The sequence below is a fragment of the uncultured Tateyamaria sp. genome (assembly GCF_947504105.1).
In the GTDB taxonomy this organism is placed as follows: Bacteria; Pseudomonadota; Alphaproteobacteria; order Rhodobacterales; family Rhodobacteraceae; genus Tateyamaria.
In genome coordinates this window covers 41,589-53,347 of record NZ_CANNGP010000031.1, presented here as the reverse complement: position 1 = coordinate 53,347, position 11,759 = coordinate 41,589, and the positions used below count along the sequence as shown (strand labels likewise).

Here is an 11,759-nt window from a genome sequence, read left to right as displayed (position 1 = left end):
TCCTGCGGATGGACCGGAACCGTCAATGACGCCCAAATCGCTCACCAACAAAACCCAGTACACGAAAGAAACAGGAAAACCTTCCCGCTAGACCACGTGGAAGCCGCTCTATGCGCTTGGGAACACATAATCGAACGCCGCGACGCAGAGCCATATGCCAAACACTATGATAGCCTAGGCACCCCTGCCATGAGGTCCTGTGCAATACAGGCTGGCGGGATCGCGGAGGCGGTTTATGCTGACATGCTCTCCCTCGGATATGAACTCTCTGAACCATACGACTTCGAGATGGTTCCAGCTGTGCTGCAACAACTGGACTGGGATGCCCTCGTTGAAGACAACCAGTTCAACGGCCAGCCATACAAGCCAGATATCGACGCGCTGGGCACTGCTGTCGAACACCTCTTCCACAAACCGGACCCACGGATCAGATGGATGGCCCAAGCGCGGCATGAGTGCAAAAAGCAGTGGCAATACGAAGGTCTACTAGCTGACCACCCCGAGGCAACAGAAGCAGCATTTAATGAGGGGGAAACGCCCGCAGGGTTCGTCAAAGCGCTGGGCGAAAAATATGACCTGCTACCAGCTATGATCTGAAAAGAAAGAACAATTCTGCGCTCCATCAGCGGAGCGCAGATCTTCCAAAATGCAAATCGTGAAGCCTCTGCCGCTGTCAGGTGGGTCAAAGGGCCGAACAAATTGGAAAGAATGACATGTCACAAGACACCATCACCCGATCACAGAAACCAGGCCAGACAATCATCACAACCAAGGCCACCAGCGGGGACGTTGACCAGTCCCTAGAGGTCGTCTGGGAAGCACTGGCGCAAGTCCGCGAAGAACTTCTGCCAGAAGGTGAACCCATCTACGATGCACAGTGGGATGAAATCACGACGGCAATGGGCTGGATAACTGAGGCGCTGGGCATTGACCCGATGGACACTGAGGTAAGCGACCGGGGGACCTCATGCTGACATGGCGCAGGCGGCATTAGGAACTGGCGGCAATAAAAACTCGTCCTAATCGAGATCCCCAAATTCTGAATGCAGCCTGCGAGCGGCTGCAAACAACACCGACCAATCCTTGACAGGCCACCCGATAGGAGGGAATTAGAACATAACAAGAACATTGAGGAGGATTTCATGCCGATCCATCGGATCACACAGCCAGTCATTGAACACTGCCCTCCCATGCGCTTGGTCTCGATACCCGTAAGTGCTGGCTTCCCCAGCCCTGCTGCTGACGATCTTGAAGGGGAGATCGATCCAATTGCATGGGTTGTGCGCAGACCTAGCTCAACGTTCTGGTGGCGCGTAGAAGGCGATTGTCTCGCTGATGCAGGTATTCTCGACGGCGACTTGATCGCGGTAGATCGCGACGGCACCCGAAGAGTAGGCCGCGCCGTGCTGGCAGTGGTTGATGGCTCAGTCACAGCGAAAATTCTGCGCAAGAAAAACGGCCGATACTACCTTGCTCCCGCCAACTCTGCGACGAACTACCCGGACATCGAGATGACGCCCAGCAGCGAAATATGGGGCGTGATCGCAGGTGTTGTTCGACGGTATGAGCTGGGATGAACCGGCATCCAATTGCCATCTCAGACTCGAAGAATTTCTATGTAAGCGCAGAGCGAATTTTCGATGTCTCGCTGGCGAACGTTCCAGTGATTGTCTTGTCAAACAACGATGGTTGTGCCGTCGCCCGCAGTGATGAAGCAAAAGCGCTGGGCATCCGCATGGGTGAACCACTCCATCTGATCAGAGACAAGATCGAGCGGCACGGCATTCAAGTGTTCAGCTCAAACTACACGCTCTACGCAGACATCTCGCGACGTGTCGTGGACACCTATGCCGATTTCACACCTTCGGTAGAAATCTACAGCATTGACGAGTGCTTTCTCGATTTCAGCGGATTCCGTGATCGCGAGGCGCACGCACAAGCCATGCGCGCGGCGGTGCGCCGACGTGTCGGCATCCCAGTCAGAGTTGGAATAGCAAGTTCGAAGACACTGGCAAAATGCGCCAACGAAATCGCGAAGAAGAACCCAATATTCCACGGCGTCTTAGACCTCATGGACGAAGGCTTAGCCCGCCGACTGCTGCCCAAAGTACCTGTTGGGGACATTTGGGGCATCGGGCGACGCACAGAGGCAAAGCTGAAGGCGATAGGGATCAACACCGCAGAGGAGCTGCGCAATATGCCTCTGAGGCAAGCCAGACAGCTCGGGACAGTGGTGCTAGAGCGCACAGTGCTAGAATTGCAGGGCGAACCATGTCTGTCGCTCGATGAAGTCGAGCCACCCAGAAAAGGGATGGCAGTAACCCGCTCTGCCTCAACTCCAATGACCGACTTCGACACACTGTTTCAAGCTGTCACAGCTCATGCTTCGAGAGCAGCGGAGAAGCTTCGCCAACACGATTTGGTGGCAGGCACACTGACAACGATTTTTCACACAAACAAACACCGGCCAGACCGTCCACAGTGGTCAGCAGCGCGCTCGACCAAGCTGACACCAATGTCGTCTGACACATTTGATCTCGTGGACGCAGCACGCAGATGCGCAAGGGCCGGTTGGCCGAAAGATGGTAAGCCCTATGCATTCACAAAAGCAGGTGTTTTGCTCGATGACCTGCTGCCCACCAGTGACAGGCCGCTCACCCTATTTGACACCATGCGCCCAAAGTCCGCACAGCTCATGGCTGCTCTTGATGCAGTGAATGAGCGCTTCGGCAAGAAGACCATGGTTCTGGCATCAGAAGGGACATCCCGTGCATGGGACTTACGCGCAACTCACCGCAGCCCTCGCTACACGACCAGGATCAACGATCTGCCTGTAGTCAAATGACGCCTGGTTCAGCCTGGGGACGCAGAGAGAGAACTGCATTCTGAATACCCTCTGGATCGTCCAAGAGCTTCATGCGCAGCAATGTGGCCCCACGCATATCTACAACCAGATCACCAGTCCCCATTATCCTCTGGAAAAGTGACTGATGCAGATCGACGCTGGCAATTTCTGGGATCGGCACTCTCGCGACGGTCCTGTTCAGAACACCTTTCGCATACTTCAGTTCGCCTTCAGCTATGACCAGCCGTGTACATGACCATTGAATGGCTGAAATCGCCAGAGACAGGACTGAACCGGCAACAATCACGATCACAACGCCGTATTGGAAGCTCGACTTCATATGCGAGGGCAATTCAAACCTTTCCACAGCCGCCTCGAAGAGGAAAAAGACCCCCATCATCACAGCGGCCGCGAAGATCCATGGCACCAGGCGATCAACAAAGAACCACCAATGCATCCGATACTGTGTTTGTTGGCTCATAGTCATTCTTCCCATGGATCAGGCAGCGCTAAGCGCCGTAGAAATTCCGCTTTGTCCTCTTCGACCACACTCCAAAGCGTCTCCAAATTCAGCTGCTGACTGGCGAGCATTGATGTGTTGTCAATGATGAGGTCTCGTAGGCCCAACCGGTTCTGTCCAAGATCAGCGACGATCCAATCAAGGGAAATGTCTGACTCGACAGTTCCACCACGCAACCGTGTCCCAACACATGCAACACCGGGACCTATCGTGTTGACGCTCAGAACATCGATGACTTCACCCTGATATGCTTGGAAAGCGGCCGCATAGCTCTGCGCTGTCACCTTCAGTAGAGATTCCGACAGATCCCGCCTCTCGCCATCAGAGAGGGCTGAAACCAGCGCTGGAGGGACGGTGTTTCTCAACACGAACCCCCAGTCGGTCGAGCGCTCGACCAGCTGAACCAGCTCCGGCAACCGCTCACGGGGGGGGCTTTGATATATGCGCAGTGCTTCCCCCGCGACCGCAGAAACGGCATCGACTGCTCGATTTTCAGCCGCTGCAATCTCCTGCTGGCCCTGACCACCAGAGACCCCGGATATGTCAGTTTGCGCCCCTGAGACAGAGGCACATAGGATGAGAACTAGGGCAATGACGCGATCAAGGCGCACTGTCACCTCCTAGGATCGTACAAACGTTGTCGAAAGAGATGTCGAGACCAAACGTGTTCGACAGAAGGATGGCGACGTCTGTGATCATAAAACACAGAACCGCGCCGCACAGAAATCCAAGAACTTTCAGGCCAGTTCCCTGCCCCTGAAACGACGTTATTCGGACGTACACTAGGAAACCAGACCAAAGCAGAGACGTGATCCCGATGCACATAAAAAACAGGATGACGGCTCCCTTAACCCGTTCACACCAAGGACTTGAGTCGGGTGGTGGGAGGTACGAAAGCATGTTGTATGTCTCCGTGCCGCCCAGCACGAACGTCCCCGCAATATCCCAAAGCAGCACCAGTGGCACCGAGAGTGCCCCGCCCAAAAGCATCAAGCCTAAAGCTGACCATGGTGTTGGAGCACTTTGCCCATATAGCTGACCGCGACCGCCAACGGTTGCTGTTCGCCACGCAGAAACACCGCCGTAAACGATGAAAAATAGCCCCATCAGGGCCATCAGGCCCAGGATGAATTCAATGTAGTAGGGGAAAACATCTGTCAGTCTGACCAACGCGGTATCTAAGCTGGGAATCTCCATACCATCCGCACCCTACTGGCCCGTGCCAGTGTCGATTTTCAGATACGTCAGCAGATCATTGTAGCGCCCAGCCAGATCATTGTAGCGCGTCGTCAGAAGCTCAACGTTTTCCTCTAAAGCCAGGATGCGATCCTCGGCACGTTTGACCTTGATCGCCAGCAGGTTGGGATCAAAATACTCGTTCGCCATATACTCATCGACCTGAACAGTGTCAGGCTCAATAGCCCGCTGCGCAGGCCCTTGTTGAGCGTTCGCCAAATTGGCGGTGGCAACGCAAAACAGTAGAGCGGCGACGGTCAGTTGGACTGGATAAAGCATTGAATGAAATCCTCCGTTTCAGACACGACGGAGGCTTTGACGATAACCTCTTCATCGTTGGTGACTTTGCCGTTCACAACGAGCGCTGGAGCGTCGTTTGGTTTCAGCTGTGATGGGTCTGTGACAATGAACGCGGGTATGTCCGTTAGAGGCATCACACACCCCCCCATGCCCAGCATTGATGTGTCAGTGTCAGGCGCAGTCGCCGCCCATTTCTGATAGATGTCATCGACGTACCAGATGACCTCACGAGACAGGTCGTTGTCCTCGCCCACAAAGACCGACACGCGAGCGCCACGCTCAACAGCCGCGACGAGTGCTTCGGCTTCAGGCATCGTCAACTCACCTCGGCTGTGAAAGATCACAACAGATTGGGCCGCGTTGATCACATCAATGGAACAAGCCGAACCACAATCCTCAAAACCACTGGTAGTGAGACTTGAGAGGTCCAAAGCCTCTATCTCTGCTGTAGCCATACATGGCAACGCTACCGCTGCCAAAACTCCTGCTATCGCCTGCTTCATCGGGCGCTCTCCTCTGCTGTTGTTGAAACCATAGTTGCCCAAGCCGCATTGGGCCGTGATCGACCAGAATTGTAGAGCTGCGCTCTGGTGAACTCGTCGGCCGCGATCTTGGTAAGATCGACGATTGCGTCACGCAGCTCACCCATGGCCATGTCGGCTGCATATCCAACATCTGATAAGTGCCCCATTGGGTTGGTGCCCAGCTCCGAAGCAGACACACCGCCACCAGAACTCCCCATAGGAATTGCCGCCAAGTTTCCGATTTGGCAGTTGTTGGGCAAAGTCATCCCATCCGGTCTCGAAATACCTTGAGAAGCGTATGCCGCAGCTAGTTCGGGCGGAAACGTCACCCGGTTGGGCAAAAACGGTTCAGGATTGACGAAATAGAAACTGCTGGGCAGGGCTGACGCGATTTGGTCTGCCGTTAGAGGGTTCGACCTTTTGGAACCGGTCCATCCCCCAGGGGATTCCCAGATCCGCGACTCCATACCAACACCTTGCAGCTGCGATCCTTGTATCAGGGTGCCCAGGTGCAAGTGGATCGAACCAGGTGACCCAGTATCACCCATGGTCCCAATTTGAGTGTCCGGCGCGACGGTTGTTCCAATCCGACGAACATCGCGATGGATTGAATCCAAGTGCATGAACACAAACCGCTGCGTGCCATCGCTGGTCTCAATCACAACGCGGTTCCCGCCGCTCCCGGAACCAGCGACAACAACCCGCCCATTTACGCCGGCATAAATCGGATCACCGCGGCCAACATTGTTTGCCAGGTCCAGTCCTTGGTGCCATCCGGCCGACGCGCGACCGGTCCTATCGACGCCGTAGGGCGACGTCACACGTTGACCACTGGTCGACATAACCGGATGGGTCATACACACGCCAGAAACGGCGCTGTGAGCCGCTGATTGAGCAACCTGGTCAGCAGTATAAGTCCCGCCGCTTGGACTGCCGCCATAACCAGACGCACCGGCTATTCCGCCATGTGCCGCTGCACCACTCACCAGTCTGCCCATCACATAACGGTCCAAACGCTCCAAGGTGGGGTCAGATGGAAAATTCTGTCGGAGGATCAGCGCGAGATTGTTGAGGTTGGCGCCAGTGAAGCCAGAACGAACGAAATTGTTCATGCCACCGGCACCAAGAAAGTGCGCGGCGGAAAGCAGACCACCTTCAGTGATGAGAACGCCCTGCGCCGGGGTTTTCCCAATATAGGATTTTGTAGACGCACTCAGAGCGACCCAGTTGCGCGCTGTGAACTCATCGAAGGCGCGATCTTGAAAGCGTTCTCCAGCTTCCGTGTTCAGAAAGTCGTTCAGACTGCTCACGCCCAGCGCCCGAGACCTCGCGTTGAACACCACGTCGTCCCAGCCCCAACCACCTGTCACACTGGACACATACCCTAGATCCGCCAACGTCCGGGGCATGAACTGATAAGCGCCAGCTGCGCGTCCAGTGACCCGGTTGAGCACATTGTATCTACGCCCAGATTCTGGCCCCATGACAGCAATCCGGTATGCCTCAAAACTGAACCCACCGGATATGTTCTGAGCAAGGCTCGGCGCGACAAGAGAGACGATGGCGATGAACGAAAAAATGGCGAAATGCCAAAGACGGAACCTCGATCTAACCGGCATCGCGCGGCCTCCTCGGAGGTGACTCCGCTGACACCGGCTCGATCAGAACGAGGTCTGACACAGCGCCAGTGTCCAGATCGATTTGCGTCACCCCCTCATCCAACTGGTATTCGACAAAAATCCGATCTTTCGCTTCAAAGAAGCCCCAAGGAAGATCCAGTTTGACGAAAACCACGCTCGGCTCTTTGCCATCACGGATGATGACCAGCGGACACACGGACCCGCCCCCTGTGCAAATACTCGTTGTGGCAAGGTGAATTGCCTTGAGTGTTTCACCAGATTTGGCCCGAAACAGATAAGCGAGGTTGGCGGCGCTATTCTCTGGCGTTGAAGCTAGGTCATTTTGAAAAGGGATTATTGCGGCCGCAAAATCCGCATCGCTGGCAACACCCGCAGCAACCGCCTGGTCCGCAATCAATGGCACAAAACCGACGTCTCTCCATTGCCACTGCCGACCGTCAGCTACGATCCGCTTGAAGTAGGATCTGGGGTCGTCAACAAAACCAACGATGTCCTGACCACGAAAGACCTCAACCCAGAGAGCATCAGACTTGGACCAAAACAAAACACGTTGGCCGTCCTGCCAGTGCTCTACCAACTCGTCAGGGGCCGCACCGTCGAGATCCACATCGATCTTTGTACGGAAGCTATCTTGTGCGCTGGCTGGGGTCGCAAGAGCGCAGACCAGAGCGATACATTGGAGTGCTGGTTTCAAAGTCCGCCTCTCACGAATATCCTAGAAGATACCATTATTTTACAGTATGTAGTTAGATAGAGAAAGGGAGAATGCCATGACTGCCTTGAGAAACACAATCACCTATGGCGGCGAATATGACTTCAGACAGGGCTTCGCTCTGGAGACTGAGCTGCCGCAGTATTTGGAAGAGCTGGTTCAGGAGACACACGCTGGTCTTTTGACCGATGTAGCCTTCACATCTGTCACTGAGATTGACCAAGGTGCCGACTTCCCCAAGTACCGTCTGATGATGGACATCTCAGGCATGACACTGAGCATCAGGTTCAACGGCGAGGAAGAAGACACGCGCCGCGCAATGTCCGATTTCGAGCGCCTTGGCGGTATCCGAGATATTCTATCCGGTATCGTCCAGGGCGGAGGATTGCCTGCGGAACTCGATCCCGAACACGTCACAACTTCACTGGACTAATCTTTTCAATGAGCGACGATAACAGACCGAAGCGCGGTACTATCGGAAGCATTCTCTTTCCGTGGGCCAAGATCAAAGGCCTTAGCCCGCTTAACATCTTCCACGCTCGCATGACAAACCAACGAGATGTTGGTTCCAGCTTTTCATTCGCTGTTTCAGCAGTTGGGAAGCTGTCGAATAAAGGGCGCTGTCCCAAATGCAACGCTCAAGGAAGCGTCCAGCTCCTAGATGCGATAGAGCATACGAGTGGGGACATAACGTACGTTCTGGGATGCAACCGATGCGACCATATGGAAGAAGTGGAAATGGTTCTCGCGGCCGTCACCAAAACCATCGATGAGCTGCGGATCGGTGAGCGCCGCTTTCTGATTGCCTCTGCCGGAGCCGTTGGATTTGGCTTCCTATACTACTTCGTGACCGGCTATCTTCTCACGCTCATAGGCGCTGTTCTCATTGCGACCATGCTCCTGTTCAATGCTTTGCACCTGCGCTATCGTGTTTGGCAATATGTCCACAAACGGCTTTATGAGAACAAGGCACCAGTGAGAGACTGGTTGAGGCATGAGTTTCACGGCGACACCGCCCAAAATGTACCCTCGCGCCAACAGCGTTAGCCTGGACACACCCTTTCCCCAACTGAAAAGATAAGGACTGCAATGGCAGAGATTGACCTGCTCCAGTTCTCAAAAGCTGAACTTCTGAAACTTCAAAAAGACATTCCCAAGGCCCTACAACAGCTCGACGCGCGGGACAAAGCACTGGCGCTCAAGGAGATGGAAGAAGTGGACGATTTGAAGATCACGTAGCCCCAGAAACTCTGGGTTTAACGCAAAAAAGCCGGGGCGTGTCCCCGGCTTTTTCAATTTCGATCTATGACATCAGGTCTCTATTCGACCATTTCTCAAAGACGCCTGCGACGTTTTTGACGTGTCCGCGCCGCCATGTGCTCACGGAAGGTTTCCTGGGACTCCTCAAGTCGAGCGAGAAGAGTGCTTTGTTTTGCGCGATCACATGCCGCGTCGAATGCTTCACCAGGGCTGGTCTTGTGCGTATCAGGCCCGATAAAGAGCACAGCGCGCAAAATCCGCTCACCCAGTCCCATTTTGGTGCGGGGATAGAAAACTGATTTTTCGGTACTTTCGGTACGTGCCATTTTCCCATCCTTTCTCTAAGTCAATCTAAATATAGTCTGTTTTTGCATATTTTTCAACCCTGGAGAGACTTCCGTGGCAAGGTTCTGCCCTTCAGACCGCCGTGCGGATCCTCTTCACCTCAACCGTGGCTTCTGCCTTCTCCACCTGGCGCTCCACATCACTCAACGCCGCGCTGCGCCCGCGCGATCGCTCGCGCGACTTCTCTGCTCGGACACGCGCCAGATCCAGCACAACATCGTGCAGCACCGCTTTGAAGCGTGGTGACCCCACCTTACGTTGGACATCGCTTTGAACCATTGTCATGGTCCCCGACTGCTTCGATTGTTGTTCAAGTCGGGCAACAAGACCGAGATATGAATCAAACAGAGCTGCTGTCTCATCGTCTGGATAGTCAGCGAGCTTCGCCTGCCGTTGTTCTGCTCGATATGATAGATATGACAGCCAATCATCAGGCCCAACATGCTGTGGGAACGCATCATAGGTCAGTGCATTGACACGCTCCTGCATCAATGCCTGACCTGTGGCACTGATCTTCAACGCCAGATCGGGGTTCCCAGAGAGCTTTAGCTCGGCCCGCATCTTGGCTTTTTCATCAGGAGCCATTGGCAAAACATAGGCCGCGTTCAACGGACTGATCGAGTCTGGGCTGTAATCCCCACCGCAATAGAGCGACAACAACCGAACGACCTTGACGGACTGGTTTGTGATCACCCGCTTACCTTTGCGTGAGAAAATGGGTGTGCCCAAAATGAATGTGAACTTCCCATCCTTCTGAGCGCCCATATCATCATAGCTTAGCCTGGAAAGGCTCTGGAGACGGCTACGGCCGTCATCCAGACGTGTTGTACCGATACCGCTATAGCTCAGCTCCACATCCTCGATCACCTGGACATGCGCCTCACCGGCGCGGCTCGCAGCGAACTTATAAGTCGCGCTTTCAACGCCAGATGTCATGCGACCAACCAAGGCAATGTTCGTGTTTTCCTGCGTCGCATTCCCCTCGGCCTCAGAGGCCTCCATCAGGTTATCGATGTTTTGCACGCCGAACGTGATCGAGTATCCAAGGCTCCGCGCTTGAGCTGGCGCAACCGCGAACCCCTCCACCACAAAATACCCATACTCATCGCACAAAATAAAATAGGGTGTCGGGCCTCGGGCCACCTCCTGATCCGCCATGACCTGCCGCCATTCGCCACTGACCGGCCCCGCCAAACCCGTTGCCAGTGTATTCTTGATGGCAGCAACAGCCATCTTGCCGAGTGGCTGCATGTTCTGCTTACTGCGCTCCAACGCAGGCAGAAGACCAACCAGAAGACGCCGGTTGCGGGCCATGTCCAGAAAGTCGATCTCCCCAATCGTCGTATTGTAGATGTACCCATAGTTGAAGGAGAGGTCTGTGATAGGCTTCACGATTTGCATGGTCAGAAACCCATGCTGTTTAACGACTTCTGCGCGGGACTCATCAGCTTGCGGCGGTGGACCATTGCCCCGACCCATAAATGGCTGCGGTGGACCGCTGGTATAGCCGGGGATGTTTTCCAGATAGATCCGCAACCCGGTCAGATATTCCTGACGCAAAAAGTCTTGCTCGTCTTGTGGCAAAGTCACCAGCTTGCCACCGTGATCAATGAAAGCACAATGCCAATACAGGTCCTCAACGGCGTTCAGCGGCAGAAATCGAGAGAGGGTTTCAGCATTAAGAACGATGTATCCTCGACCGCTGAGATAGTTCAGCGGTGGGATCAGACCTTGAATCAAAGCGATGGCTCGGTCACTCCACATCGGATCAGACCCCGGAGCCGACAACAGCGATATCAAGATCTCTGTCATCTGGCTCGATCCCATCTTTTGCAATGGGTTGAAGGTATTCGAGCGCTTCTCATGCCGGAACAGCTGGGCATCTTGACCACCCATAACATAGTTCAGGCTGTACATATCCTCATCACGCCAGAACAACCTTGCCAACGAAATGACACCCTTTAGCGAGCCTTTCATTTCGCCTTTGCCATCGATCATCATTACACCAGAGTCATGGACCAAGGCATTGCAGGTCTCGGCCAGCAACTCTTCTGTCTTACCAGAACCCGTCGTGCCGATAACGATCCGATGCGTGCGCGCATCGCTGAGCGAGGCCCAGGTTTCCCTCTTCGTCTCAAGACAAAACCCGATATACACATCTCCTTCGCCAGGAGCGTTGGACATCTCGTCCAAATACTCCCGGCCGGTCATCTTGCTCACATAAAGCGGGACTCTGGCTGGGGCAGACCAAATCTTCTTCCTGTAATTGTAGTGCTTACGAAAGAGGACCAATGAGACAACGAACAGAAGTTCTGGAAAGAACGGCAGCCAAAAGAAAATCGCACACGCCAGGACCAAAACGACAAAGATCGTAATT

At 54.4% G+C, this 11,759-nt stretch carries 16 protein-coding genes; 7 read left to right on the top strand and 9 right to left on the bottom strand.

Annotated elements, in window-relative coordinates; genetic code table 11:
• The first annotated feature begins 189 nt into the window (after positions 1-189).
• The 4 genes from Q1A75_RS17095 (at position 190) to Q1A75_RS17080 (ending at position 2,845) form a co-directional block, all read left to right on the top strand.
• A complete protein-coding gene (locus Q1A75_RS17095; protein ID WP_299640589.1) occupies positions 190-597 on the top strand; it encodes a hypothetical protein in 408 nt (135 codons plus the stop codon).
• Between the two features lie 116 nt (positions 598-713).
• Complete coding sequence (locus Q1A75_RS17090) at positions 714-974, top strand: hypothetical protein (RefSeq protein WP_299592483.1); 261 nt, start codon at positions 714-716, stop codon at positions 972-974.
• 168 nt (positions 975-1,142) lie between these two features.
• A complete protein-coding gene (locus Q1A75_RS17085; RefSeq protein WP_299592485.1) occupies positions 1,143-1,577 on the top strand; it encodes a S24 family peptidase in 435 nt (144 codons plus the stop codon).
• Complete coding sequence (locus tag Q1A75_RS17080; protein WP_299592486.1) at positions 1,574-2,845, top strand: Y-family DNA polymerase; 1,272 nt, start codon at positions 1,574-1,576, stop codon at positions 2,843-2,845. Before Q1A75_RS17085 ends, Q1A75_RS17080 begins: the two co-directional genes overlap by 4 nt.
• On the opposite strand, the gene Q1A75_RS17075 is transcribed toward Q1A75_RS17080, so the two are convergent.
• The 7 genes from Q1A75_RS17075 to Q1A75_RS17045 all read right to left on the bottom strand — a co-directional run bounded on the left by Q1A75_RS17075 (position 2,838) and on the right by Q1A75_RS17045 (position 7,759).
• The gene (locus Q1A75_RS17075) at positions 2,838-3,326 is read right to left on the bottom strand and encodes a PH domain-containing protein (protein ID WP_299592488.1); all 489 of its coding nucleotides are present in this window, start codon (positions 3,324-3,326) and stop codon (positions 2,838-2,840) included. The two genes, Q1A75_RS17080 and Q1A75_RS17075, sit on opposite strands and share 8 nt — an antisense overlap.
• Before the next feature lie 2 nt (positions 3,327-3,328).
• The gene (locus Q1A75_RS17070; protein ID WP_299592490.1) at positions 3,329-3,976 is read right to left on the bottom strand and encodes an ABC transporter substrate-binding protein; all 648 of its coding nucleotides are present in this window, start codon (positions 3,974-3,976) and stop codon (positions 3,329-3,331) included.
• Complete coding sequence (locus tag Q1A75_RS17065) at positions 3,966-4,562, bottom strand: hypothetical protein (protein WP_299592492.1); 597 nt, start codon at positions 4,560-4,562, stop codon at positions 3,966-3,968. The genes Q1A75_RS17070 and Q1A75_RS17065 overlap by 11 nt, the downstream gene beginning before the upstream one ends.
• A 12-nt stretch (positions 4,563-4,574) precedes the next feature.
• The gene (locus Q1A75_RS17060) at positions 4,575-4,880 is read right to left on the bottom strand and encodes a hypothetical protein (protein ID WP_299592494.1); all 306 of its coding nucleotides are present in this window, start codon (positions 4,878-4,880) and stop codon (positions 4,575-4,577) included.
• Positions 4,859-5,215: a hypothetical protein gene (locus Q1A75_RS17055; protein WP_299592496.1), complete on the bottom strand. Its 357-nt coding sequence runs from the start codon at positions 5,213-5,215 to the stop codon at positions 4,859-4,861. Before Q1A75_RS17055 ends, Q1A75_RS17060 begins: the two co-directional genes overlap by 22 nt.
• Before the next feature lie 185 nt (positions 5,216-5,400).
• The gene (locus Q1A75_RS17050; RefSeq protein WP_299592498.1) at positions 5,401-7,044 is read right to left on the bottom strand and encodes a peptidoglycan DD-metalloendopeptidase family protein; all 1,644 of its coding nucleotides are present in this window, start codon (positions 7,042-7,044) and stop codon (positions 5,401-5,403) included.
• Positions 7,034-7,759: a hypothetical protein gene (locus tag Q1A75_RS17045; RefSeq protein ID WP_299592500.1), complete on the bottom strand. Its 726-nt coding sequence runs from the start codon at positions 7,757-7,759 to the stop codon at positions 7,034-7,036. Before Q1A75_RS17045 ends, Q1A75_RS17050 begins: the two co-directional genes overlap by 11 nt.
• Positions 7,760-7,835: 76 nt before the next feature.
• Here Q1A75_RS17045 and Q1A75_RS17040 point away from each other — a divergent pair, with 76 nt between their 5' ends.
• From Q1A75_RS17040 to Q1A75_RS17030, 3 genes are read left to right on the top strand one after another with little or no spacing between them, the layout of a single operon-like run.
• Entirely contained in the window at positions 7,836-8,210 is a 375-nt protein-coding gene (locus Q1A75_RS17040) for a hypothetical protein (RefSeq protein ID WP_299592502.1), read from the top strand.
• An 8-nt stretch (positions 8,211-8,218) separates the two neighbouring features.
• Positions 8,219-8,824 (top strand): hypothetical protein, encoded by a 606-nt coding sequence (locus Q1A75_RS17035; RefSeq protein WP_299640580.1) that lies wholly within the window; start codon positions 8,219-8,221, stop codon positions 8,822-8,824.
• Between the two features lie 42 nt (positions 8,825-8,866).
• The gene (locus tag Q1A75_RS17030; protein ID WP_299592506.1) at positions 8,867-9,016 is read left to right on the top strand and encodes a hypothetical protein; all 150 of its coding nucleotides are present in this window, start codon (positions 8,867-8,869) and stop codon (positions 9,014-9,016) included.
• Positions 9,017-9,111: 95 nt separating this feature from the next.
• Here Q1A75_RS17030 and Q1A75_RS17025 read toward each other — a convergent pair whose 3' ends face one another.
• Positions 9,112-9,363 carry a hypothetical protein gene (locus tag Q1A75_RS17025; RefSeq protein ID WP_299592508.1) on the bottom strand — a complete coding sequence of 84 codons (252 nt, stop codon included), beginning with the start codon at positions 9,361-9,363 and terminating at the stop codon, positions 9,112-9,114.
• Between the two features lie 91 nt (positions 9,364-9,454).
• Positions 9,455-11,593 carry a hypothetical protein gene (locus tag Q1A75_RS17020; RefSeq protein WP_299592510.1) on the bottom strand — a complete coding sequence of 713 codons (2,139 nt, stop codon included), beginning with the start codon at positions 11,591-11,593 and terminating at the stop codon, positions 9,455-9,457.
• Positions 11,594-11,759: the final 166 nt, after the last annotated feature.